A 24,347-nucleotide genomic window follows, 5' to 3' on the forward strand; every position below is an offset into this window, starting at 1 on the left:
TTAGTGAATATCACGGATGTCGGCGAAGTGACCGGCGACGGCGGCCGCGGCGGCCATCGCCGGGCTGACCAGGTGGGTACGCCCACCGCGGCCCTGACGCCCTTCGAAGTTACGGTTGCTGGTGGATGCGCAGCGCTCGCCCGGATTCAGGCGGTCGTTGTTCATCGCCAGGCACATCGAACAACCCGGTAAACGCCATTCGAAACCGGCTTCGATAAAGATTTTGTCCAACCCTTCGGCTTCCGCCTGGGCCTTCACCGGGCCGGAGCCCGGCACCACGATGGCCTGCACGCCGCTGGCGACCTTGCGCCCCTTGGCGATCGCCGCCGCCGCGCGCAGATCTTCGATGCGTGAGTTGGTGCAGGAGCCGATGAACACTTTATCGATCGGCACGTCGGTCAATTTGATGCCCGGTTTCAAATCCATGTAGGCCAAGGCTTTTTCCGCAGAGGCGCGCTCGACCGGATCGCTGAACGATTCCGGCGCCGGGATCGCCTGATTGACGGCGATCACCTGGCCGGGGTTGGTGCCCCAGGTGACCTGCGGCGCGATCTCTTCGGCGTGCAGCGTCACCACGGTATCGAATTGGGCGTCGGCATCGGACTTCAGCGTGCGCCAATAGGCGACCGCCTGCTCCCAGTTTTCGCCGGTTGGTGCGAACTGGCGCCCTTTCAGGTAGGCGAAGGTGGTGTCGTCCGGTGCGACCAACCCGGCCTTGGCGCCCATTTCGATCGCCATGTTGCACAGGGTCATGCGGCCTTCCATGCTCAACGCTTCGATTGCCTTGCCGCAGAACTCCACCACGTGGCCGGTGCCGCCGGCGCTGCCGGTTTTGCCGATCACCGCCAGCACGATGTCTTTGGCGGTGATGCCCACGGCGGCGTCGCCGGTGACTTCAATCTTCATGGTCTTGGCGCGGCCCTGCTTCAGGGTCTGGGTCGCCAGCACGTGTTCCACCTCGGAGGTGCCGATGCCGAACGCCAGCGAGCCGAAAGCGCCGTGGGTGGCGGTGTGCGAGTCGCCGCAGACGATGGTCATGCCCGGCAGCGTCATGCCTTGCTCAGGCCCGATCACGTGTACGATGCCCTGGAACGGGTGGTTCAGGTCATACAGCGAAACGCCGAATTCCGCGCAGTTCTTGATCAGCTCCTGCATCTGGATGCGCGCCATTTCGCCGCTGGCGTTGATGTCTTTGGTCTGGGTCGACACGTTGTGGTCCATGGTGGCGAAGGTTTTGCCGGGTTGGCGCACCTTGCGGCCCATGGCGCGCAGGCCGTCGAACGCCTGCGGCGAAGTGACTTCGTGCACCAGGTGACGGTCGATATACAGCAACGGCGTTTCGTTCGGCGCTTCGTGCACCACGTGGGCGTCGTACAGCTTCTGGTATAAGGTCTTGGCCATGTTATGCCCCCTGAGCTACAAAGCGAGCGATGATGTCGCCCATTTCATCGGTGCTGACGGCTTTGCCGTCACCGGCCAGATCGGCGGTGCGGTAGCCCTGTTCCAACGCCTGGTTGATGGCGCGCTCCACGGCGTCGGCCGCTTCATCGGCGCCCAGGCTGTAACGCAGCAGCAGGGTGGCGGACAGGATCTGCGCAATCGGGTTGGCGATGCCTTTGCCGGCGATATCCGGCGCGGAACCGCCCGCCGGTTCGTACAGGCCGAAGCCTTGCTCGTTCAGGCTGGCGGACGGCAACATACCCATCGAGCCGGTGATCATCGCGCATTCGTCGGACAGGATGTCGCCGAACAGATTGGAGCACAGCAGCACGTCGAACTGGGACGGATCCTTGATCAGCTGCATGGTGGCGTTGTCGATATACATGTGCGACAGCGACACGTCCGGGTAATCCTTGGCGACCTGATTGACCACCTCACGCCACAGGATAGAACTCTGCAGCACGTTGGCCTTGTCGATCGACGTCACCTTGTGGCGGCGCTTGCGGGCGGATTCGAAGGCGATGCGTGCGATGCGTTCAATCTCGAAACGGTGATACACCTCGGTATCGAAAGCGCGCTCCTGCATGCCCTGGCCTTCGCGGCCCTTCGGCTGGCCGAAGTAGATGCCGCCGGTCAGTTCGCGCACGCACAGAATGTCGAAGCCGCGGGCGGCGATGTCGGCGCGCAGCGGGCAGAATGCCTCCAGCCCTTGATACAGGCGTGCCGGGCGCAGGTTGCTGAACAGCTTGAAGTGCTTGCGCAGCGGCAACAGCGCGCCGCGTTCCGGCTGCTCGGCCGGCGGCAGGTGTTCCCATTTCGGGCCGCCTACCGATCCGAACAGGATGGCGTCGGCCTGCTCGCAGCCGGCGACGGTCGCCGGCGGCAGCGGGCTGCCGTGGCGATCGATGGCGATGCCGCCGACGTCGTACTCGGCGGTGGTGATGCGAATGTCAAAGCGTTGACGCACCGCGTCCAACACTTTGCGCGCCTGAGCCATTACTTCCGGGCCGATGCCGTCTCCGGGCAAGACGGCAATGTGATAAGTCTTCGTCATGTTCACACCGTTTCCTGATTATTTTGATGTTTGTTTTGCTGCAGGCGCTGCTTTTCTTTTTCTACCTGCTGTGAGCGCCAAATATTGTTCAACACGTGCACCATCGCCTTGGCGGAGGATTCGACGATGTCGGTCGCCAGACCTACGCCGTGGAAGCGGCGGCCGTTGTATGAGACCACGATATCCACCTGGCCCAGCGCGTCGCGGCCATGGCCCTTGGCGGTCAGCTGGTATTTCACCAGCTCGATCGGGTAGTCGGTGATGCGGTTGATTGCCTGATAAACCGCATCGACCGGGCCATTGCCGGTGGCGGCCTCGGCTTTCTCTTCGCCGCCGCAGATCAGTTTCACCGAGGCGGTAGCCATGATGCTGCTGCCGGACTGCACGCTGAAGTAGCCCAGGCTGAAGTGCTCCGGCTCTTCCTGCTGTTTATTGATGAAGGCCAGCGCCTCCAGGTCATAGTCGAACACCTGGCCTTTTTTGTCGGCCAGCTTCAGGAAGGCGGCGTACAGGGTATCCAGGTTGTAGTCCTGCTCCTGGTAGCCCATCTCTTCCATGCGGTGTTTCACCGCCGCACGGCCGGAGCGGGAAGTCAGGTTCAACTGCACGTCCTTCAGGCCGATCGACTGCGGGGTCATGATTTCGTAGTTTTCGCGGTTCTTCAGCACGCCGTCCTGGTGAATGCCGGAGGAGTGGGCGAAGGCGTTGGAGCCGACGATCGCCTTGTTGGCCGGGATCGGCATGTTGCACAGCTGGCTGACGATCTGGCTGGTGCGGAAAATTTCCTGATGATTGATGTTGGTGTGCACGTTCATGATGTCCTGGCGCACTTTAATCGCCATGATCACCTCTTCCAGCGAACAGTTGCCGGCGCGTTCACCGATGCCGTTCAGGGTGCCTTCCACCTGACGGGCGCCGGCCTGTACCGCGGCGATGGAGTTGCCGACCGCCATGCCCAAATCGTCGTGGCAGTGCACGGAGATGATGGCTTTGTCGATGTTCGGCACGCGGTCATACAAGGTGGTGATGATGCCGCCGAACTGGTTCGGCGTGGTGTAGCCGACGGTGTCCGGGATATTGATGGTGGTGGCACCGGCATTGATGGCGGCTTCGACCACGCGGCACAGATTGTCGATCGGTGTGCGGCCGGCGTCTTCACAGGAGAACTCTACGTCGTCGGTGTAGTTGCGGGCACGTTTGACCGAGCGCACCGCCATCTCCAACACTTCGTCGAACGAGCGTTTCAGCTTCGATTCAATGTGCAGGGTCGAGGTGGCCAGGAACACGTGGATGCGGAACGCTTCGGCGACGCGCAACGCTTCTGCGGCCACGTCGATGTCTTTGTCTACGCAGCGGGCCAGGCCGCAGACGCGGCTGTTCTTGATCTGGCGCGCGATGGTTTGCACCGATTCGAAGTCGCCCGGCGAAGAGACCGGGAAGCCGACCTCCATCACGTCGACGCCCATTCTCTCCAGCGCCAGCGCAATCTGAATCTTCTCTTTTACGCTCAGGCTGGCCTGCAATGCCTGTTCGCCATCACGCAGCGTGGTATCGAAAATAATGACTTGTTGGCTCATCGGTGCATTCCTTATCGTGTTGATTTCACGCTAAGCGGGCAAAAAAAAACCCGCGCAGTAGCGCGGGTTTCTTATGGGTGATCGGCTGAGTCAGCTCCGAACTTCGCCCACAGGCATACCGCGCAAACAAGATGCGTTAAGTAGTAGGCCTAGTAGACGGTGAGTACGGATCATAAGGGTTCAGCTTCTCTTAAATGGGGTGTCTGCCTAATTTGATACGTGATTGCCCTGGCGATGTCAACACCTGATTGAATGCGGGGACAATGCATCGGCGAATCGGCCGAACAGAGGATCATGCGGCAAAAAAGCGACGCCCTAGAGAAAAAACGGGGCCAGTTTGCGTGCTGCTTAGCATAAACGAATCGAATATATACTGCGCTAATTGCTTCTGGATTTCGTTGCGTTAAGATTTGTGATGAAAAAATAAGAGGAATTAATCACGGGGGGCAATAAAATAACATTTTTAATACAAATGATTTAAATTAAATTCATATGATTAATTGATTGTTTTAGTCATAATATAACAAAATAATGCGTTTTTACACAAAGTGAGCGGTGTTTTTAGATGGTTTGATTGCTTATGATGTGTTTCTATAGTTTGTCTCATACTGTGCGGTTAGGTTGTTTAATTGTCTTAATCATTGTTGATACCTAATTATTAGTACCACCCAGGTGGCATTCTTCCCGCTGACGGGAGAAGCTGCTGACATGTATTCCACATACGACTTATATCGTGACGATAACACGAGGTTTTTTATCGGCTGATGGCGGTAATGGCAGGATTTGTCGTGCAAAGATAAGACAATGCGGCGTTTCATTGTTTGTCGAGCACAAGGATTAGATTATCTACACAGGATTTAGTGGAGTGAAATATGGCTGAATATGATTCAGAAATCGCCATGGTCAAAGAGCCGGCGGAGATTCATTTGCGCAGCGTCGATCTTAATTTGCTGACGGTGTTTGACGCCGTGATGCAAATGCAAAATATTACGCGAGCCGCTAATTCGTTAGGGATGTCGCAGCCGGCGGTGAGCAACGCGGTGGCGCGCCTGAAGGTGATGTTCAACGATGAGCTTTTCGTGCGTTGCGGGCGCGGGATCCAGCCCACCATGCGGGCCAGGCAGCTTTTTGGGCCGGTGCGGCAAGCGCTGCAGCTGGTGCAAAATGAGTTGCCGGGCGCCGAGTTCGAACCGCTGACCAGCACGCGAGCGTTCTCCCTGTCGCTGTGCAGCCCGCTCGATTTGCGTCTGGGCGCCGGGATAATCAATCACGTCAAACAGATCGCGCCGCAGCTTAACCTGCAAATAAAGTCGTACATCAACAATAATATTGAGCATCAATTGCGTTATCAGGACGTCGAGTTTGTCATCGGCTACAGCCGTTTCGAATCGGCGGAGTTTCGCAGCCTGGCGATGTTCGACGACGAATTAGTGCTGGCGGTTGCGCAGGCGCATCCGAGAATAGGCGAGGAAGTGACGCCGGAGCACATGCTGGCCGAGCAGCACGCTGCGGTTTCCCTGGAGAGTTTTGGATCGTTCAGTAAACCTTTTTATTTAGAGGAGCCGATGCTGCGCGCCGTGACGCAACAGTGCACGGATCTCTACAGCGTGTTGAATATGGTGTCGCAAACGGAAATGGTGGCGATTGCGCCCGCTTGGTTGGTGCGACAGCAGACGGAAGCGTTGAAAATAAAGGCGGTTCCTTTATGTGGCAACGAGAATAAAGCCACCTGCTATCTCTCCTGGCATGAATCCTCCGAGCGGGATAAAGGCCACCAGTGGATGAAATCCGTCCTGATTGAGGCAGGTAACCCAAAGTAAAGCGATAAAGAATGGGAGCCACATAAAGATAATATTCAACTGAGCGTTTTTTTCTCATGATAAAAACTAAGAACTATCTGTGTTTTTATTAAGATGTTTCTTGGTTTTACGGCGATAAAATAACTTATTTTCAGAGTGAGTTTGTTCGTTCAGCAAAAATAATTAATATAAATTAATATTCTGATTTTTACTTTCCGGCTGGTATTTTAAACTAACTCGATGTGGCGGCCCGGATGGGCCGCGTTTTATTGCCATCAGTAAACCTTTTCCTCCCCGTTTTGTCCAACCAATGAAAGTGCGGAAGCCGGACTGAGTTTTGGCTCACACTTCTACGCTGAAATCGCTTTTCCCCCTGTCTGAGACTAGGTAGACTGCGCAGAAAAAAGTAAACACGTGTAAGCTGAGATGAGGGCCGTAAGGCGTCGTTCCGGCTTAACTGTTTGATTCATTTCAGGCTTAGAGCACTATGATCACTAATCTGCTGCAATACCATTTGATCCATCGTATACAGCATCAAATCATCCACCGAGCCGATCGCACAGCTTTTCGCCAATGGTCGCCCAACGGCGAGTTGCAGCTGACCTGGGGAGAGGCCGCCACTCGTATTGACCGCATTGCCGCCGGGCTGCTGGGGCTGGGCGTCGAAGTACAAGAACGCATCGGTATTTTCGCCAATAACACGATGGCCTGGGCGTTGACCGATCTCGCTATCCTTCACCTGCGCGGCATCAGCGTTCCGCTTTATTCCACCAACACGCCGGCACAGGCGGCGTTCGTCACCAACGACGCCGACATCCGTATACTGTTCGTCGGCGAGCAGGCGCAGCTTGACGCCGCCATCGCGCTGCGCGGCGTCTGCCCGCAGCTGCGCCATATTGTTGTCTTCGACGAGGGGGCCGATCTGCGCGGCTGCGAGATCGCACAGCATCTGAGCGCCTTCGAGCGCGCTGCCGATCCGGCGGCTTTTGCCGCTCAACGCCAGCAGCGTATTGAAGAGTGCGACCTGCAGGATCTCTTCACCCTGATCTATACCTCGGGCACTACCGGCGAGCCGAAAGGGGTGATGCTGGACTACCGCAACCTGGCGGCGCAGCTCTACCTGCATGATGAAAGGCTGACGGTCGGCGAAGAAGATGTGTCGCTCAGCTTCCTGCCGCTGTCGCACGTTTTTGAGCGGGCCTGGAGCTTCTTTGTGATGCATTCCGGCGCGCAGAACGTTTTCCTGCCGAACACCGACTGGGTGCGGGAAGCGATGGGGCAGGTCCGCCCGACGCTGATGTGTGCGGTGCCGCGTTTCTACGAGAAGATTTTCAGCGCGGTGCACGAAAAAGTGGCGCGCGCCCCTTGGCTGCGCCGTGCGTTGTTCCACTGGGCGATCGTCTGCGGCGAGCGCAAATTCCTGCAGGAGCGTGCCGGCAAACCGTTGGGCAAAGTGTTCGACTTCACCCACCGCTGGGCCGATAAGCTGGTGTTGAGCAAGCTGCGCGGTATCCTCGGCGGCCGGGTGCGCTTTTTGCCGGCGGCGGGCGCCAAGCTGGACGACAATGTGATCCTGTTTTTCCAGGCGATGGGCGTCAACATCAAGTACGGTTACGGCATGACCGAAACCTGTGCGACCGTCTCCTGCTGGGAAGAGGGGCATTTCCGCTTCGGCTCCATCGGCAAACCGCTGCCGGAGGTCGAGGTGCGCATTGGCGAGGAAAATGAAATCCAGGTGCGCGGGCCGATCGTGATGCGCGGCTATTTCAACAAACCTTTGGAAACCGCCGCGACCTTTACCGAGGACGGCTGGCTGAAAACCGGCGACGCCGGGGCGATCGATGAAGAGGGCAACCTGTTCATCACCGAACGCCTGAAGGATTTGATGAAAACCTCCGGCGGCAAATATATCGCGCCGCAGATGCTGGAAGGCACGCTGGCGCAGGATCGCTTTATCGAGCAGGTGGCGATCATCGCCGATGCGCGTAAATTCGTTTCCGCGCTGATCGTGCCGTGCTTTGAGTCGTTGGAAGAGTACGCGAAGTCAGTGAACCTGAAATACCAGGATCGCCTGGAACTGCTGCGCAACGGCGAAATCCTCGAGATGTTCGAAAAGCGCCTGCGCGAGATGCAAAAGGAGCTGGCGCGCTTCGAACAGGTGAAGAAGTTCACGCTGCTGCCGGCGGCCTTTTCGATGGAGCTGGGGGAGTTGACGCCAACGCTGAAGCTGCGCCGTAAAGTGATCCTGCAGCGCTATCGGCGTGAAATCGACTCGATGTACCAGGAACAGGCCTGACGCCGCCGCCGGGCCATGCACCCGGCCAAAAAAGCGGCATATCTTTCACCTGATTTAGTTCTGTAATTTCCCCCCTGTTCGAAACAATGCCTAGCCTGACAACCTCGAGGCTAGCGCATTGTTTTTATAAAGCCGCGATCTCCAGCTGCTTGGCAATAACCCCGCTACCGTTAAGCCATTTTGCCGTTTGCCTGCCCCATATTCTGACGTTATGTTAATTCGATAGCGACAACCCATAAAAACTTTGGGGCATTGCCCCGCAGCAGGCGCTACGTTCCGGCGCCAGAGAAGAATAAGCAAGCCTGGAGGCAAACCCATGGAGATGTTGTCAGGAGCCGAGATGGTCGTCCGATCGTTGATCGACCAGGGCGTTAAGCATGTATTCGGCTACCCCGGCGGGGCGGTGCTCGATATCTACGACGCCCTGCATACGGTAGGAGGGATCGATCATATTCTGGTGCGCCACGAGCAGGGGGCGGTGCACATGGCCGACGGCTACGCGCGCGCCACCGGTGAAGTGGGCGTGGTGCTGGTGACCTCCGGCCCCGGCGCCACCAACGCCATTACCGGCATCGCCACCGCCTACATGGACTCGATCCCGATGGTGGTGCTGTCGGGGCAGGTGCCCAGCTCGCTGATCGGCTACGACGCCTTCCAGGAGTGCGATATGGTGGGGATTTCTCGCCCGGTGGTGAAGCACAGCTTCCTGGTAAAACGCACTGAAGACATCCCGGCGGTGTTGAAGAAGGCGTTCTACCTGGCTTCCAGCGGCCGCCCCGGCCCGGTGGTGATCGATCTGCCGAAAGATATCGTCGGCCCGGCGGTGCGGATGCCTTATGCCTACCCGCAGGACGTGAGCATGCGTTCTTATAACCCGACGGTGCAGGGCCACCGCGGGCAGATCAAACGCGCGTTGCAAACCATTCTGGCGGCCAAAAAGCCGGTGATGTACGTCGGCGGCGGCGCGATCAACGCCGGTTGCGAGGCAGAACTGTTGGCGTTGGCGGAGCAGCTGAACCTGCCGGTGACCAGCAGCCTGATGGGATTGGGCGCTTTCCCCGGCACCCATCGCCAGAGCGTCGGCATGCTCGGCATGCACGGCACCTATGAAGCCAACAAAACCATGCACCATGCCGACGTGATCTTCGCCGTCGGCGTGCGCTTCGATGATCGCACCACCAATAACCTCGCTAAATACTGCCCGGACGCCACCGTGCTGCACATCGATATCGATCCGACTTCGATCTCCAAAACGGTGGACGCCGATATTCCGATCGTCGGCGATGCCAGGCAGGTGTTGGTTCAGATGCTGGAGCTGCTGGCGCAGGACGAGAAAGCGCAGGATCACGACGCGCTGCGTGATTGGTGGCAGTCTATCGAGCAGTGGCGTGCGCGCGACTGTCTGGGTTACGACAAGCACAGCGGCACCATCAAACCGCAGGCGGTGATCGAAACCCTGCACCGCCTGACTAAAGGCGACGCCTATGTCACCTCGGACGTGGGCCAGCACCAGATGTTCGCCGCGCTCTATTATCCGTTCGACAAACCGCGCCGCTGGATCAACTCCGGTGGCCTCGGCACCATGGGCTTCGGTTTGCCGGCGGCATTGGGCGTCAAGCTGGCGCTGCCTGAGGAAACCGTGGTGTGCGTGACCGGCGACGGCAGCATTCAGATGAACATTCAGGAGCTGTCCACCGCGCTGCAATATAACCTGCCGGTGGTGGTGGTGAACCTCAACAACCGCTATCTGGGCATGGTGAAGCAGTGGCAGGACATGATTTATTCCGGCCGTCACTCGCAGTCCTACATGGATTCTCTGCCGGACTTCGTCAAGCTGGCCGAGGCTTACGGCCATGTCGGTATCGCCATCCGCGCGCCGGATGAGCTGGAAAGCAAGCTGGCGCAGGCGCTGGCGGAAAAAGAGCGGCTGGTGTTCGTCGACGTGACCGTCGATGAAACCGAACATGTTTACCCGATGCAGATCCGCGGTGGAAGCATGGACGAAATGTGGCTTAGCAAAACGGAGAGGACCTGATCATGCGCCGTATTTTATCTGTCTTGCTGGAAAACGAATCCGGCGCTTTGTCGCGCGTGGTCGGGCTGTTTTCCCAGCGCGGTTATAACATCGAGAGCCTGACGGTGGCACCGACCGACGATCCGACGCTGTCGCGCATGACTATCCAGACCGTCGGCGACGAGAAAGTGCTGGAGCAGATTGAGAAACAGCTGCACAAGCTGGTGGATGTGCTGCGCGTCAGCGAGCTGGTGCAGGGCGCCCACGTCGAGCGCGAGATCATGCTGGTGAAGCTGCAGGCCAGCGGCTACGGCCGTGAAGAGGTGAAGCGCTGCGCCGACATTTTCCGCGGCCAGATCGTCGATGTGACGGCGACGCTGTACACGGTACAGCTGGCCGGCACCAGCGACAAGCTCGACGCCTTCCTGAGCGCGGTGCGTGAAGTGGCGGAGATCGTGGAAGTGGCCCGTTCCGGCGTGGTTGGCGTGTCGCGCGGCGACAAAATCATGCGCTGAGCGCGGTCTGGCGGCGAATAATCGGGGGCGCGGCGTGGCTGCGCCCTTTGTTTTTCGGTATTTTTTGCCCGATTGCTGGCACCTTTCGGCAAAAGCGGTTGCTAGGCAGTGTTTTCTGCTGTTAGATCGCAGAGGCTGGATTGAATAACCGTACGGGATGTCATGGTTAATCCGAGCACAGCCTTCACTTCTATTTTCAGCGTCATTAAGGGGTTAATGTGAAACTGGATGAAATCGCGCGTCTCGCGGGCGTTTCGCGCACGACGGCCAGTTACGTCATCAACGGCAAGGCGAAGCAGTATCGTGTCAGCGATAAAACCGTCGAGAAAGTGATGGCCGTGGTCAGGGAGCATAACTATCACCCGAATGCCGTCGCGGCGGGGCTGCGCGCCGGGCGCACCCGTTCTATCGGTCTGGTGATCCCGGATCTGGAAAATACCAGCTATACCCGCATCGCCAACTACCTGGAACGCCAGGCGCGCCAGCGTGGTTACCAATTGCTGATCGCCTGTTCCGAAGATCAACCGGACAACGAAATGCGCTGTATCGAGCACCTGCTGCAGCGCCAGGTGGACGCCATCATCGTCTCCACCGCCTTGCCGCCGGAGCATCCTTTCTATCAACGCTGGGCCAACGATCCGCTGCCGATCATCGCGCTGGACCGCGCGCTGGATCGCGAGCATTTCATCAGCGTCGTCGGGGCCGATCAGGAAGACGCCTTTGCGCTGGCGCAGGAGCTGCGCACCTTCCCGGCTGAATCGGTGCTGTATCTGGGCGCCTTGCCGGAGCTTTCGGTGAGCTTCCTGCGTGAGCAGGGCTTCCGTCAGGCCTGGCAAGAGGATCCCCGCCACGTCGATTATCTGTACGCCAACAGCTATGAACGTGAAGCCGCCGGCGCGCTGTTTGCCGAATGGCTGAAAACGCACCCGATGCCGCAGGCGCTGTTCACCACCTCGTTCTCGTTGTTGCAGGGCGTGATGGACGTGACGCTGAAGCAACGTGGCCGTTTGCCGACCGATCTGGCGATTGCCACCTTCGGCGACCATGAACTGTTGGATTTCCTCGAGTGTCCGGTGCTCGCGGTGGCTCAGCGCCATCGTGACGTAGCCGAACGCGTGCTGGAGCTGGTGTTGGCCAGCCTGGACGAACCGCGTAAACCCAAACCGGGTTTGACGCGTATCCGCCGCAATCTGTTCCGCCGCGGCAGCCTGAGCCGCAAATAGTCCGCTCTACAGGAGCCCGCTATGTCGGGCTCCTGGTTTAGACGTAGCCCGCCACCCGGAACAGCCGCCGGCAATATTCCAGGAAATAGCCATACACCACGCCCATCGCCATGGAGACCAGCGCATTGCTGGTGACCGCCGCCAGCATTTGTTGGCCGTCGGCGCCTACGCTCCACAGAATGGCGGCATAAACCGGCGATTGGAAGCTGACGTAGGCCAGCAGGTCGGCGAGGTTGCGCAGCACGAACTGGCCGCGTGGACAGCGGCGCGCCGTGCGGATAAACAGATCGCGATAGTGACCGTAAGGCCAGGCGATCAGGATGTTGACCGGGATCGACAGCAGGCGCGAAGAGAGGGATTGCTGGAAGCTCATGCCGGAGATCAACACTTCTATCGCCATGCCGGCGATAAAGCAGTACACCACCAGTGCGAACGTATCGGCAGCGGCGCTACGCCAGTGAGCGGCGGGCGAAAGCATGTGTTATCTCCCTTTGGTTAAAATTCTGTTAATTTATTAATTGTTGGCTGTTAAAGCTGCTTTTTTGCTTTTTATATAGTGTACTAATCTGCATTGTGTTTTTTAAATAGATTTATATTTTTATTTTTAACATTTGTTCGGTTTTTGTCCCGCAGAACCGGGCGATAGGAGAGGGTAGAGAGATTAAAATCGGCAATTTAAAATAAATTCATTAAAAACATACGGTTGCGATTTTTGGCGTCGAATGGGGATTTTTTCCGGCAAAAATTGTGGAAATAAAGGTGTAAGAAAATGAAACCATAATTGTAAACAGGTATTTTGGGAATAATCTTACCAAATTGATTTAAATCGAAATTACTTCTGCTCGTAATATCCGAACCATTTATTTTTATCGCGGCCGCATCACGGCCATGCAAATTGAAGTAAAATAGCGCCCGGTTTTACGGTGAATAACGATTGAGCGTTATTAACTCAAGGAGTTATGGCCTTATTCCGCGATCGGTTCGCCCAACGCCGAGCCTTGGCGGGCGCGGCTCGCCAGCGGTTACCGCACTGAGATTGCCGAGCTGAAAAATGAGACATGGCTTGCAGAAGGAAGTAATGAGTTAATTAATCGCCAGTTCGTCAGGTTTTTAATCAGATTCTTTCCGCTTAGAAAATTCTCTCCGTTTATCATGGTGTTAATTTTTAATCGTCGAATAATCAGAGTTTCTTTCGCGAGTCAGCTCCCAAAATGACCAGAGAAATATTGCCAAAGCGCTGGCGCTCTGGCTTGACAAGGTTTTCATACCCTCCGTAAACTCCATTGTGTGGGAATTTGTGGGGTAAAGTGGTGAAAACGGTCACTAAGGGGTAGCTCAGGAATGTTCCGTGGAGCGACGATGGTCAACCTCGACAGCAAAGGGCGGCTTGCCGTACCTACCCGATATCGGGAATTGCTCAACGAGGAATCGCAAGGCCAAATGGTCTGTACCATTGACCTCCATCAGCCCTGCCTGCTGCTTTATCCTTTGCCCGAATGGGAAATTATTGAACAAAAATTATCACGTCTGTCGAGCATGAATCCCGCCGAGCGCCGCGTTCAGCGCCTGCTGCTGGGGCATGCCAGTGAGTGTCAGATGGATAGTGCCGGTCGTTTGCTGTTAGCCAATACGCTGCGGCAACACGCCGGGCTCACGAAAGAAGTGATGCTGGTCGGTCAGTTCAACAAGTTTGAACTGTGGGATGAACAGACCTGGTATCAACAAGTCAAGGATGATATTGACGCTGAACAGTCGACTCAGGAACCGTTGTCTGAGCGGCTACAGGACTTGTCGCTATAAGCATGTTGGAAAACTATAAACACACCACCGTCCTGCTGGACGAAGCCGTCAACGGCCTCAACATCCGCAGCAACGGCATATATATCGACGGTACTTTTGGTCGCGGTGGCCATTCTCGTCTGATTCTGTCCCAGCTGGGGCCGGAAGGGCGCTTGCTGGCGATTGACCGTGACCCTCAGGCGATTGCAGCCGCCAAATCTATTGAAGATCCTCGTTTTACCATCGTACACGGCCCATTCTCCGAGTTGTCGCACTACGTGCGGGAACGTGAATTGGTGGGCAAGATCGACGGCGTTCTGCTCGATCTGGGCGTTTCTTCGCCGCAGCTTGACGACGCAGAGCGCGGATTCTCCTTTATGCGCGATGGTCCGCTGGACATGCGCATGGATCCGTCCACCGGCCTGTCTGCCGCGGAATGGCTGATGAAGGCCGAGGCGGACGACATCGCCTGGGTGCTGAAAACCTTTGGCGAAGAGCGTTTCGCCAAGCGCATCGCGCGCGCCATCGTGGAAAGAAACCGCGTGGAGCCGATGACGCGCACCAAAGAGTTGGCGGATCTGATTGCCGATGCCAGCCCGTTCCGTGAAAAGCACAAACATCCGGCGACGCGCAGCTTCCAGGCGATTCGTATCTATATCAACAGCGAGCTGGAAGAGATCGAGCGTGCGCTCGACGGCGCGCTGGAAGTGCTGGCCCCACAGGGCCGTTTGTCGATCATTAGCTTCCACTCGCTGGAAGACCGCATCGTCAAACGCTTTATGCGTCACCATAGCCGCGGCGCTCAGGTGCCGGCGGGCATTCCGTTGACCGAAGAGCAACTGCGCAGCATGGGCGGGCGAACGCTGAAAGCGCTGGGCAAAATGATGCCGTCGGAAGCGGAAGTGGCGGACAACCCGCGTGCGCGCAGCTCGGTGCTGCGTATTGCTGAGAGGATGCCCGCGTGATCGGCAACGAACGTCACGGTTTGGTCGGGGTCATTGGCGGCGACCTGCTGCGCAACGCCAAGATCCCCATGATTTTACTGATTGCGTCACTGGTCTCCGCGATTTTCGTGGTGACCACCGCGCACCGCACCCGCCTGCTGACCGCCGAGCGCGAACAGCTGGTTCTGGAGCGCGATGCGCTGGATATCGAGTGGCGCAACCTGATTTTAGAAGAGAACGCCCTCGGCGATCACAGCCGGGTTGAACGTATCGCGACAGAAAAACTGCAGATGCAACACGTTGATCCATCGCAGGAAAATATCATCGTTAAACAATGAATGGTTTAACCGGAATAATGACACGGAGTAGAAAGGAAACGCATGAAAGCAGCGCGCCCCGGTAAGATGAGACGCCAGGAAGATCAGGCCAGCTTTGTCAGCTGGCGTTTTGCGTTGCTGTGCGGCTGTATTTTGCTGGCGATGGTCGGTCTGATGCTGCGCGTCGCGTACCTGCAGGTCATCAATCCCGATCGTCTGGTGAAAGAAGGCGACATGCGTTCGCTGCGCGTGCAGGAAGTGCCGACCGCGCGCGGCATGATCAGCGATCGCGCCGGCCGTCCGTTGGCGGTCAGCGTGCCGGTCAATGCGGTGTGGGCGGATCCGAAAGAGCTGAACGAGCGCGGCGGTATCACGCTGGACAGCCGTTGGAAAGCGCTTTCTGATGCGCTGAACATCCCGCTGGACCAACTCTCCAACCGCATCAACGCCAACCCGAAAGGGCGCTTCGTTTATCTGGCGCGCCAGGTGAACCCGGCGATCGGCGACTACATCCACAAGCTCAAGCTGCCGGGGATCTACCTGCGGCAGGAGTCGCGCCGGTACTACCCGGCGGGGCAGGTGACGTCGCACATCATCGGCGTGACCAACATCGACGGACAAGGCATTGAAGGCGTTGAGAAGAGCTTCGACCGCTGGCTGACCGGGCAACCGGGCGAGAGAACGGTGCGTAAGGACCGCTTCGGCCGGGTCATCGAAGATATTTCCTCCGTAGACAGCCAGGCGGCGCACAACCTGGTGCTGAGCGTCGATGAACGCCTGCAGGCGCTGGTGTATCGCGAGCTGAACAACGCGGTGGCGTTCAACAAGGCCGAGTCGGGCACTGCGGTGCTGATCGACGTGAACACCGGCGAAGTGCTGGCGATGGCCAACAGCCCGTCTTACAACCCGAACAACATGGCCGGTACGCCGAAAGAGACCATGCGTAACCGTGCTATCACCGATATTTTTGAACCCGGTTCAACCGTGAAGCCGATGGTGGTGATGACCGCGCTGCAAAACGGCGTGGTGAGAGAAAACAGTGTGTTGAACACCATCCCGTACCGCATTCAGGGCCACGAGATCAAAGACGTGGCGCGGTACTCGGAGCTGTCATTGACCGGGATCTTGCAGAAGTCGAGTAACGTCGGTGTTTCAAAGCTGGCGTTAGCGATGCCGTCCTCAGCGTTAGTAGATACTTACTCTCGTTTTGGGCTGGGAAAAGCGACCAATTTGGGGCTGGTCGGAGAAAGCAGTGGCATATACCCAAAAAAACAACGGTGGTCTGACATAGAGAGGGCCACCTTCTCTTTCGGCTACGGGCTGATGGTAACTCCGTTACAGTTGGCGCGAGTCTATGCAACGATCGGCAGCCTGGGCGTATATCGCCCATTGTCGATCACCAAGGTTGACCCTCCGGTCGCCGGCGAACGCGTTTTCCCTGAACCTCTGGTGCGCACCGTGGTGCACATGATGGAAAGCGTGGCCTTGCCGGGCGGCGGCGGCGTGAAAGCCGCCATCAAGGGATACCGTATCGCCATCAAAACCGGTACCGCGAAAAAAGTGGGCCCGGACGGCAAATACGTCAACCGATACATCGCTTATACCGCCGGCGTCGCGCCGGCAAGTAACCCCCGTTTTGCCCTGGTGGTCGTCATCAACGACCCGCAGGGTGGGAAATACTATGGTGGCGCAATCTCCGCGCCGGTGTTCGGTGCCATCATGGGCGGCGTATTGCGCACCATGAACGTCGAGCCTGACGCGTTGCCTACCGGTGACAAAAGCGAATTAGTGATTAACAAGAAAGAGGGTTCAGGTGGCAGATCGTAATTTGCGCGACTTACTCGCCCCGTGGGTGCCGACGGCACCCGGGCGCGCGCTGCGGGAAATGACATTAGACAGCCGTGTGGCGGCTGCCGGGGATCTGTTTGTCGCCGTTGTCGGCCATCAAACGGATGGACGCCGCTATATTCCGCAGGCCATCGCGCAGGGCGTCTCCGCCGTGATCGCCGAAGCTGACGGTCAGGCCGAAGACGGCGCCATCATTGAAATGCACGGCGTGCCGGTGATCTACCTGAGCCAACTGAACCAGCGCCTTTCCGCGCTGGCCGGGCGTTTTTACCACCAGCCGGGCGAGCGTCTGCGTCTGGTCGGCGTGACCGGTACCAACGGCAAAACCACCACCACCCAACTGCTGGCGCAGTGGAGCCAACTGCTGGGCGAAACCAGCGCGGTGATGGGCACCGTCGGCAACGGCCTGCTGGGCCAGGTGTGCCCGACCGAGAATACCACCGGTTCTGCGGTGGATGTTCAACACGTATTAAACGATTTGGCGGAACAGGGCGCGACCTTCGCCGCCATGGAAGTCTCGTCCCACGGTCTGGTGCAACACCGGGTGGCGGCGCTGCCGTTCGCCGCGGCGGTCTTCACCAACCTGAGCCGCGATCACCTGGATTACCACGGTGACATGGCCAATTACGAGGCGGCCAAATGGTCGCTGTTCGCCGCCCACAGCGTGGGGCAGGCGATCATCAACGCCGACGATGAAGTCGGTCTGCGCTGGCTGAGCAAGCTGCCGGATGCGGTGGCGGTGACGATGCAGGGCAACCTGCAGCCGGGCGGCCACGGCCGCTGGCTGAAAACCACGGCGGTCGATTATCACGACAACGGCGCCACCGTTCGTTTCAGCTCCAGCTGGGGCGAAGGCGAGATCGAAAGCCGCCTGATGGGCGCTTTCAACGTCAGCAACCTGCTGCTGGCCTTGGCGACGCTGCTGTCGCTGGGCTATCCGCTGGAGGCGCTGGTGGAAACCGGCAGCCGCCTGCAGCCGGTCTGTGGCCGCATGGAAGTGTTTAACGCGCCGGGCAAACCGACGGTAGTGGTGGATTACGCCCACACTCCGGATGCGCTGGAGAAAGCGTTGGAAGCCGCGCGCCTGCACTGCCAGGGGCAGCTGTGGTGCGTGTTCGGCTGCGGCGGCGATCGCGACAAGGGCAAGCGTCCGCTGATGGGCGGCATCGCCGAGCAGTTCGCCGATCGCGTGGTGATCACCGATGACAACCCGCGTACCGAAGAGCCGCGCGCGATTATCAACGATATCCTGACCGGATTGCTAGACGCCGGGCAGGCGTTGGTGATCCACGGCCGCGCCGAAGCGGTGACCAGCGCCATCATGCAGGCGCAAGAACAGGATGTGGTGTTGGTGGCAGGCAAAGGCCACGAAGATTATCAGCTGGTGGGCAACCGCCGCCTGGATTACTCCGACCGCACGACGGTCGCCCGACTGCTGGGGGTGCTGGCATGATCCCTGTCTCTCTTCAGACACTGGCTGAGGTATTGGGCGCTGAATTGATCGGCGCCGATTGCCAAATTGTCGAGGTGACGACAGACACCCGCAAGGTGACCGCCGGTTGCCTGTTTGTGGCGCTGAAAGGCGAGCGTTTCGACGCTCACGACTTTGCGGCGGATGCCGTAGCCGCAGGTGCCGGGGCGCTGCTGGTCAGTAAGCGCTTATTGGTGGACGTGCCGCAGCTGGTGGTACAAGACACCCGTCTGGCGCTGGGGCAGCTTGGCGCCTGGGTGCGTCAGCAGGTGTCGGCGCGCGTGGTGGCGCTGACCGGTTCCTCGGGCAAGACCTCGGTGAAAGAAATGACCGCCGCCATTCTGCGCGAATGCGGCGAAGTGCTGTATACCGCCGGCAACTTCAATAACGACATCGGCGTGCCGCTGACGCTGTTGCGTCTGGAACCGCAGCATGATTTTGCCGTGATAGAGCTGGGCGCTAACCATATTGGCGAAATCGCTTACACCACCGCATTGACGCGTCCGCAGACCGCTTTGGTGAACAACCTGGCGGCGGCGCACCTGGAAGGCTTCGGCTCGCTGGCCGGCGTCGCCCAGGCGAAAGGTGAAATCTTTACCGGCCTGCCGGCCGACGGCGTGGCGATCATCAACGCCGATAACAACGACTGGCCGCACTGGCAGAGCATGCTGGGCGGCAAAACCGTCTGGCGCTTCTCGCCACAGGCTGCCGCAGGCGTGGACTTCTTCGCGGATAACGTGCGGGTGAACGGTGCAGGCACGCAGTTCACGCTGCACAGCCCGTTCGGCACCGCCGAGATCGCGCTGCCGCTGCCGGGGCGCCACAACGTGGCCAATGCGCTGGCGGCGACCGCGCTGGCGACGTCGGTAGGCGCCACCCTCGAAGCGGTGCGTCAGGGGCTGAAACAGCTGCAGGCGGTGCCGGGGCGTCTGTTCCCGGTGGCGCTGGCCGAAGGCAAGCTGCTGCTGGACGACAGCTATAACGCCAACGTCGGGTCGATGATCGCGGCGGCGCAGGTGCTGGCAGAGATGCCGGGCTACCGCGTGATGGTGGTCGGCGATATGGCCGAGCTGGGCGCGGAAGCGGAAGAGTGCCACCGTCAGGTGGGCGAAGCCGCCCGTCTGGCCGGCGTCGACAAGGTGATCAGCGTCGGCGGTTTGAGCCGCGTGCTGAGCGAAGCGTCCGACAACGGCGAACATTATCAAGACAAGACAGCAGTGATCGCGCGCGTGGCGGAATTACTGTCGGAACATGCGGTCATTACCGTGTTAATCAAAGGTTCACGTAGTGCCGCAATGGAGCAGGTAGTACGCGCGTTACAGGAGAAAGCACCATGTTAGTTTGGCTGGCCGAGCATTTGGTCAAGTATTACTCAGGCTTCAACGTCTTTTCTTATCTGACGTTCCGAGCCATTGTCAGCCTGCTGACCGCACTGTTCCTGTCGCTGTGGATGGGCCCGCGGGTGATCAAGCGCCTGCAAGAAATGTCCTTCGGCCAGGTGGTGCGTAACGACGGCCCCGAGTCGCACTTCAGCAAGCGCGGCACGCCGACCATGGGCGGCATCATGATCCTGACCTCCATCACCATTTCGGTGCTGATGTGGGCTTACCCGTCCAACCCGTATGTCTGGTGCGTGCTGTTCGTGCTGGTGGGTTACGGCATCGTCGGCTTCGTCGACGACTACCGCAAGGTGGTGCGTAAGGACACCAAAGGGCTGATCGCCCGCTGGAAGTATTTCTGGCAGTCGGTGATTGCGCTGATTGTCGCATTCGCCATGTACGCCGTAGGAAAAGACACGCCAGCCACCGAGCTGGTTGTGCCGTTCTTTAAGGACGTGATGCCGCAGCTGGGCCTGCTGTACATCCTGCTGGCCTATTTCGTGATCGTCGGCACCAGCAACGCGGTCAACCTGACCGACGGCCTGGACGGCCTGGCTATCATGCCGACGGTATTCGTGGCGGCCGGCTTCGCGCTGGTGGCCTGGGCGACCGGTAACATGAACTTCGCCAACTACCTGCATATTCCGTATCTGCGTCATGCCGGTGAGTTGGTGATCGTGTGTACTGCCATCGTCGGCGCCGGCCTCGGGTTCCTGTGGTTCAACACTTACCCGGCCCAGGTGTTTATGGGCGACGTCGGTTCGTTGGCGCTGGGCGGCGCGCTGGGCACCATCGCGGTGCTGCTGCGTCAGGAGTTCTTGTTGGTGATCATGGGCGGCGTATTCGTGGTAGAGACGCTGTCGGTGATCCTGCAGGTGGGATCGTTCAAGCTGCGCGGGCAACGCATTTTCCGCATGGCGCCGATTCACCACCACTATGAATTGAAAGGCTGGCCTGAGCCGCGCGTTATCGTGCGCTTCTGGATCATTTCGCTGATGCTGGTGCTGATTGGCCTGGCAACGCTGAAGGTGCGTTAATCATGGCAGACTATCAGGGTAGAAAAGTCGTCATCATCGGGTTGGGCCTCACCGGCCTGTCCTGCGTCGATTTCTTCATGGCGCGCGGCGTGACGCCGCGCGTGATGGATACCCGTATCGCGCCGCCAGGCTTGGACAAACTGCCTGAGAGCATGGAGCGTCATCTGGGCGATCTGAATCAGGACTGGCTGCTGGCGGCGGATCTGATCGTTGCCAGCCCGGGCGTCGCGCTGGCGACCCCGGCATTGAGCGCTGCGGCGGATGCCGGCGTGGAAATCGTCGGCGACGTCGAACTGTTCTGCCGTGAAGCGCAGGCGCCGATCGTGGCGATCACCGGCTCCAACGGCAAAAGCACCGTCACCACCCTGGTGGGCGAGATGGCGAAAGCCGCCGGTTGGGCGGTGGGCGTGGGCGGCAATATCGGCCTGCCGGCGCTGAGCCTGCTGCGTCAGGAATGCCAGCTTTACGTGCTGGAGCTGTCCAGCTTCCAGCTGGAAACGACGTATAGCCTGCGGGCGGCGGCGGCGACCATCCTGAACGTGACCGAAGATCATATGGATCGCTATCCGTTCGGCCTGCAGCAGTATCGCGGCGCCAAGCTGCGCGTGTATGAAAACGCCGCCGTGTGCGTTGTGAACGCAGACGATGCACTGACCATGCCGGTGCGCGGCGCCGACGAGCGCTGCGTCAGCTTCGGTGCGGACGTCGGCGATTATCACCTGAACCGCCAGCAGGGGGAAACCTGGCTGCGGGTGCGCGGTGAGAAAGTGCTGAATACGCGCGAGATGAAACTGACCGGCCGCCACAACTACACCAACGCCCTGGCGGCGTTGGCGTTGGCGGATGCGGTCAATATCCCGCGCGCGTCCAGCCTGAAGGCGCTGACCACCTTCACCGGCCTGGCGCACCGCTTCCAGCTGGCCTGGGAGAACAACGGCGTGCGTTGGATCAACGATTCCAAAGCCACCAACGTCGGCAGCACCGAAGCGGCGCTGAACGGCCTGCAGGTAGACGGCACGCTGCATCTGCTGCTGGGCGGCGACGGCAAGTCCGCCGATTTCTCGCCGCTGGCGCGCTACCTGCAGGGCGACAACGTGCGTCTGTACTGCTTTGGCCGCGACGGCGCCCAGCTGGCACAGCTGCGGCCGGAGGTGGCGACGCTGACTGAGACCATGGAGCAGGCGATGCGCACCATCGCCGGCCGCGTACAGCCTGGCGACATGGTATTGCTGTCGCCGGCCTGTGCCAGCCTCGATCAATTCCGTAATTTTGAAGTGCGCGGCGATGAGTTCGCCCGCCTGGCGCAGGAGCTTGGCGGATGAAACTACGCTTGCCGAACTTCGGGCTGACAGAACGGCTGAAAGACTGGGTGACCGGCGCGCGCGACAACGACGCGGTCAACATGGTGCTGTACGATCGCACCCTGCTGTGGCTGACCTTCGGGTTGGCGATCATCGGCTTCGTGATGGTGACCTCGGCGTCGATGCCGATCGGCCAACGCCTGGCGGACGATCCGTTCCTGTTCGCCAAACGCGACGCGCTGTACCTCGGCCTGGCGTTCGGCCTGTCGCTGGTGACGCTGCGCGTCCCGATGGAGATTTGGCAGCGCTACAGCAACGTGATGTTGCTGATGTCGATCGTGATGCTGCTGATCGTGCTGGTGGTGGGGAGTTCGGTGAACGGGGCCTCGCGCTGGATCGCGCTCGGCCCGCTGCGCATTCAGCCGGCGGAGCTGTCCAAGCTGTCGCTGTTCTGCTACCTGGCGAGCTATCTGGTGCGCAAGGTGGAAGAGGTACGCAGCAACTTCTGGGGCTTCTGCAAGCCGATGGGCGTGATGGTGGTGCTGGCGGTGCTGCTGCTGGCGCAGCCGGACCTCGGTACCGTGGTGGTGCTGTTCATCACCACGCTAGCGATGCTGTTCCTGGCCGGCGCGAAAATGTGGCAGTTCCTGGCGATCATCGGCTCCGGCGTGTTCGCCGTGGTGCTGCTGATCATCGCGGAACCGTACCGTATGCGCCGCGTGACGTCGTTCTGGAACCCGTGGGCCGATCCGTTCGGCAGCGGCTACCAGCTGACCCAGTCGCTGATGGCGTTCGGCCGCGGCGAGTTCTGGGGACAGGGGCTCGGCAACTCGGTGCAGAAACTGGAGTATTTGCCGGAAGCACACACCGACTTCATCTTCTCCATTTTGGGTGAAGAACTGGGCTATATCGGTGTGGTTTTAGCCCTGTTAATGGTATTCTTCGTCGCTTTTCGCGCGATGTCCATCGGGCGCCGCGCGCTGGAGATCGACCAACGCTTCTCCGGCTTCCTGGCCTGCGCGATCGGCGTATGGTTCAGCTTCCAGGCGCTGGTTAACGTCGGCGCCGCCGCGGGCATGCTGCCGACCAAAGGTCTGACGCTGCCGCTGATCAGTTACGGCGGTTCGAGCTTGCTGATTATGTCGACGGCCATCGTGCTGTTGCTGCGAATTGATTATGAAACGCGCCTGACCAAGGCTCAGGCGTTTGTGAAGAGGTAAGGGATGAGCGGGAAACCTAAGCGTTTAATGGTGATGGCAGGCGGTACCGGCGGGCACGTGTTCCCGGGGCTGGCGGTCGCGCATCATCTGATGGCGCAGGGCTGGCAGGTGCGCTGGCTCGGAACCGCAGACCGAATGGAAGCCGATCTGGTGCCGAAGCACGGGATCGAGATTGATTTTATCCGCATCTCCGGCCTGCGCGGCAAAGGCCTGAAGGCCCAGCTGACTGCGCCGCTGCGGATCTGGCAGGCGGTGCGCCAGGCGAAAGCCATCATGCGCAGCTATCAGCCGGACGTGGTGCTGGGGATGGGCGGTTACGTGTCCGGCCCCGGCGGCCTGGCGGCCTGGCAGTGCGGCATCCCGGTGGTGCTGCACGAGCAGAACGGCATTGCCGGCTTGACCAACCGCTGGCTGGCGCGCATCGCCGCCAAAGTGATGCAGGCCTTCCCCGGCGCATTCCCGAACGCCGAGGTGGTGGGCAACCCGGTACGTACCGACGTGTTGGCGCTGCCGTTGCCGGCGGAGCGGTTGCAGGGGCGCGAAGGCCCGATCCGCGTGCTGGTGATTGGCGGAAGTCAGGGCGCGCGCGTGCTGAATCAGACAGTTCCTGAAGTCGCGGCGCGTTTGGGCGATAGAATTACGCTCTGGCATCAGGTTGGCAAGGGCGCGCTGGAAACGGTGCTGAGCGACTACGAAAGGGTAGGGCAGACGCAGCACAAGGTGACCGAGTTCATCGACGACATGGCCGCCGCCTACGCTTGGGCCGACGTGGTGGTCTGCCGCTCCGGCGCGTTGACCGTCAGCGAAATCGCGGCGGCGGGGCTGCCGGCGATCTTCGTGCCATTCATGCACAAGGACCGTCAGCAGTACTGGAACGCGCGTCCGCTGGAAGAAGCCGGCGCGGCGAAGATTATCGAACAGCCGCAGTTCAACGCCGATGTGGTGGCTGAACTGCTGGCGAGCTGGGATCGCAAGACGCTGCTGGCCATGGCCGAGAAAGCGCGCGCGGTCGCCATTCCGGACGCCACCGAGCGCGTGGCGGCGGAGCTGGTGCGGCTCGCCAAGTAACGAGTGCAGGGGTTCGGTGCGCCGAACCTGAATAAAAGCAATGTGATGTAGGGCCGGGGTACCGG

Annotated in this window: 19 protein-coding genes; 15 read left to right on the forward strand and 4 right to left on the reverse strand. The window is 59.5% G+C overall.

Features of this window, described 5'->3' with window-relative positions; all coding sequences use genetic code 11:
• Genes leuC through leuA form a run of 3 tightly spaced genes read right to left on the reverse strand, consistent with a single transcriptional unit; the run spans position 1 to position 4,071 of the window.
• Positions 1-1,401: a 3-isopropylmalate dehydratase large subunit gene (leuC, locus tag ACJ8QI_RS16415; protein WP_084826856.1), complete on the reverse strand. Its 1,401-nt coding sequence runs from the start codon at positions 1,399-1,401 to the stop codon at positions 1-3.
• A gap of 1 nt (position 1,402) precedes the next feature.
• Entirely contained in the window at positions 1,403-2,494 is a 1,092-nt protein-coding gene (gene leuB, locus ACJ8QI_RS16420; RefSeq protein WP_033649192.1) for a 3-isopropylmalate dehydrogenase, read from the reverse strand.
• Positions 2,495-2,496: 2 nt separating this feature from the next.
• Complete coding sequence (gene leuA / locus ACJ8QI_RS16425) at positions 2,497-4,071, reverse strand: 2-isopropylmalate synthase (RefSeq protein WP_004932820.1); 1,575 nt, start codon at positions 4,069-4,071, stop codon at positions 2,497-2,499.
• Positions 4,072-4,943: 872 nt separating this feature from the next.
• On the opposite strand from leuA, the gene leuO reads away from it, so the two are divergent.
• The 5 genes from leuO to cra all read left to right on the forward strand — a co-directional run bounded on the left by leuO (position 4,944) and on the right by cra (position 11,918).
• Complete coding sequence (leuO, locus tag ACJ8QI_RS16430; protein ID WP_060440779.1) at positions 4,944-5,891, forward strand: transcriptional regulator LeuO; 948 nt, start codon at positions 4,944-4,946, stop codon at positions 5,889-5,891.
• Positions 5,892-6,357: 466 nt separating this feature from the next.
• On the forward strand, positions 6,358-8,166 hold the full coding sequence (locus ACJ8QI_RS16435) for an AMP-dependent synthetase/ligase (RefSeq protein ID WP_342168998.1): 1,809 nt from the start codon (positions 6,358-6,360) through the stop codon (positions 8,164-8,166).
• A 316-nt stretch (positions 8,167-8,482) separates the two neighbouring features.
• On the forward strand, positions 8,483-10,201 hold the full coding sequence (gene ilvI, locus ACJ8QI_RS16440) for an acetolactate synthase 3 large subunit (RefSeq protein WP_442532827.1): 1,719 nt from the start codon (positions 8,483-8,485) through the stop codon (positions 10,199-10,201).
• 2 nt (positions 10,202-10,203) lie between these two features.
• Positions 10,204-10,695 carry an acetolactate synthase small subunit gene (ilvN, locus tag ACJ8QI_RS16445; protein ID WP_004932806.1) on the forward strand — a complete coding sequence of 164 codons (492 nt, stop codon included), beginning with the start codon at positions 10,204-10,206 and terminating at the stop codon, positions 10,693-10,695.
• Between the two features lie 218 nt (positions 10,696-10,913).
• Positions 10,914-11,918 (forward strand): catabolite repressor/activator, encoded by a 1,005-nt coding sequence (cra, locus tag ACJ8QI_RS16450; protein ID WP_004932801.1) that lies wholly within the window; start codon positions 10,914-10,916, stop codon positions 11,916-11,918.
• Positions 11,919-11,955: 37 nt separating this feature from the next.
• Here cra and ACJ8QI_RS16455 read toward each other — a convergent pair whose 3' ends face one another.
• Complete coding sequence (locus tag ACJ8QI_RS16455; RefSeq protein WP_308344950.1) at positions 11,956-12,396, reverse strand: L-alanine exporter AlaE; 441 nt, start codon at positions 12,394-12,396, stop codon at positions 11,956-11,958.
• Positions 12,397-13,259: 863 nt separating this feature from the next.
• Between ACJ8QI_RS16455 and mraZ the strand changes: the two genes are divergently transcribed.
• The 10 genes from mraZ to murG are packed head-to-tail and all read left to right on the forward strand — an operon-like array spanning position 13,260 to position 24,282.
• Positions 13,260-13,718 (forward strand): division/cell wall cluster transcriptional repressor MraZ, encoded by a 459-nt coding sequence (gene mraZ / locus ACJ8QI_RS16460; RefSeq protein ID WP_025159638.1) that lies wholly within the window; start codon positions 13,260-13,262, stop codon positions 13,716-13,718.
• 2 nt (positions 13,719-13,720) lie between these two features.
• Positions 13,721-14,662: a 16S rRNA (cytosine(1402)-N(4))-methyltransferase RsmH gene (gene rsmH / locus ACJ8QI_RS16465; RefSeq protein ID WP_049200285.1), complete on the forward strand. Its 942-nt coding sequence runs from the start codon at positions 13,721-13,723 to the stop codon at positions 14,660-14,662.
• Positions 14,659-14,979: a cell division protein FtsL gene (gene ftsL, locus ACJ8QI_RS16470; RefSeq protein ID WP_033651674.1), complete on the forward strand. Its 321-nt coding sequence runs from the start codon at positions 14,659-14,661 to the stop codon at positions 14,977-14,979. The genes rsmH and ftsL overlap by 4 nt, the downstream gene beginning before the upstream one ends.
• 42 nt (positions 14,980-15,021) lie before the next feature.
• Complete coding sequence (locus tag ACJ8QI_RS16475) at positions 15,022-16,785, forward strand: peptidoglycan glycosyltransferase FtsI (RefSeq protein ID WP_019455066.1); 1,764 nt, start codon at positions 15,022-15,024, stop codon at positions 16,783-16,785.
• Positions 16,772-18,259: a UDP-N-acetylmuramoyl-L-alanyl-D-glutamate--2,6-diaminopimelate ligase gene (gene murE / locus ACJ8QI_RS16480; protein WP_401426945.1), complete on the forward strand. Its 1,488-nt coding sequence runs from the start codon at positions 16,772-16,774 to the stop codon at positions 18,257-18,259. The genes ACJ8QI_RS16475 and murE overlap by 14 nt, the downstream gene beginning before the upstream one ends.
• Entirely contained in the window at positions 18,256-19,617 is a 1,362-nt protein-coding gene (gene murF / locus ACJ8QI_RS16485) for a UDP-N-acetylmuramoyl-tripeptide--D-alanyl-D-alanine ligase (protein ID WP_442532828.1), read from the forward strand. Before murE ends, murF begins: the two co-directional genes overlap by 4 nt.
• Positions 19,611-20,693 carry a phospho-N-acetylmuramoyl-pentapeptide-transferase gene (gene mraY, locus ACJ8QI_RS16490; RefSeq protein WP_004932782.1) on the forward strand — a complete coding sequence of 361 codons (1,083 nt, stop codon included), beginning with the start codon at positions 19,611-19,613 and terminating at the stop codon, positions 20,691-20,693. The genes murF and mraY overlap by 7 nt, the downstream gene beginning before the upstream one ends.
• Positions 20,694-20,695: 2 nt before the next feature.
• Positions 20,696-22,015, forward strand: coding sequence for a UDP-N-acetylmuramoyl-L-alanine--D-glutamate ligase (murD, locus tag ACJ8QI_RS16495; protein WP_442532829.1), 1,320 nt, complete (start codon positions 20,696-20,698; stop codon positions 22,013-22,015).
• On the forward strand, positions 22,012-23,214 hold the full coding sequence (gene ftsW / locus ACJ8QI_RS16500; RefSeq protein ID WP_038873480.1) for a cell division protein FtsW: 1,203 nt from the start codon (positions 22,012-22,014) through the stop codon (positions 23,212-23,214). The genes murD and ftsW overlap by 4 nt, the downstream gene beginning before the upstream one ends.
• Positions 23,215-23,217: 3 nt before the next feature.
• A complete protein-coding gene (murG, locus tag ACJ8QI_RS16505) occupies positions 23,218-24,282 on the forward strand; it encodes an undecaprenyldiphospho-muramoylpentapeptide beta-N-acetylglucosaminyltransferase (protein ID WP_060422475.1) in 1,065 nt (354 codons plus the stop codon).
• Positions 24,283-24,347 lie beyond the last annotated feature (65 nt).

The sequence above is a fragment of the Serratia sp. CY84636 genome (assembly GCF_052166245.1).
Lineage (GTDB): Bacteria > Pseudomonadota > Gammaproteobacteria > Enterobacterales > Enterobacteriaceae > Serratia > Serratia nevei.

Coding starts and splice junctions, on each gene's coding strand:
- ilvI (WP_442532827.1), top strand. CDS start 8,483: ATGGAGATGTTGTCAGGAGCCGAGATGGTCGTCCGATCGTTGATCGAC.
- leuO (WP_060440779.1), top strand. CDS start 4,944: ATGGCTGAATATGATTCAGAAATCGCCATGGTCAAAGAGCCGGCGGAG.
- leuA (WP_004932820.1), bottom strand. CDS start 4,071: ATGAGCCAACAAGTCATTATTTTCGATACCACGCTGCGTGATGGCGAA.
- murG (WP_060422475.1), top strand. CDS start 23,218: ATGAGCGGGAAACCTAAGCGTTTAATGGTGATGGCAGGCGGTACCGGC.
- ACJ8QI_RS16435 (WP_342168998.1), top strand. CDS start 6,358: ATGATCACTAATCTGCTGCAATACCATTTGATCCATCGTATACAGCAT.
- leuB (WP_033649192.1), bottom strand. CDS start 2,494: ATGACGAAGACTTATCACATTGCCGTCTTGCCCGGAGACGGCATCGGC.
- ilvN (WP_004932806.1), top strand. CDS start 10,204: ATGCGCCGTATTTTATCTGTCTTGCTGGAAAACGAATCCGGCGCTTTG.
- mraY (WP_004932782.1), top strand. CDS start 19,611: ATGTTAGTTTGGCTGGCCGAGCATTTGGTCAAGTATTACTCAGGCTTC.
- rsmH (WP_049200285.1), top strand. CDS start 13,721: ATGTTGGAAAACTATAAACACACCACCGTCCTGCTGGACGAAGCCGTC.
- ACJ8QI_RS16455 (WP_308344950.1), bottom strand. CDS start 12,396: ATGCTTTCGCCCGCCGCTCACTGGCGTAGCGCCGCTGCCGATACGTTC.
- ftsW (WP_038873480.1), top strand. CDS start 22,012: ATGAAACTACGCTTGCCGAACTTCGGGCTGACAGAACGGCTGAAAGAC.
- murF (WP_442532828.1), top strand. CDS start 18,256: ATGATCCCTGTCTCTCTTCAGACACTGGCTGAGGTATTGGGCGCTGAA.
- mraZ (WP_025159638.1), top strand. CDS start 13,260: ATGTTCCGTGGAGCGACGATGGTCAACCTCGACAGCAAAGGGCGGCTT.
- leuC (WP_084826856.1), bottom strand. CDS start 1,401: ATGGCCAAGACCTTATACCAGAAGCTGTACGACGCCCACGTGGTGCAC.
- ACJ8QI_RS16475 (WP_019455066.1), top strand. CDS start 15,022: ATGAAAGCAGCGCGCCCCGGTAAGATGAGACGCCAGGAAGATCAGGCC.
- murD (WP_442532829.1), top strand. CDS start 20,696: ATGGCAGACTATCAGGGTAGAAAAGTCGTCATCATCGGGTTGGGCCTC.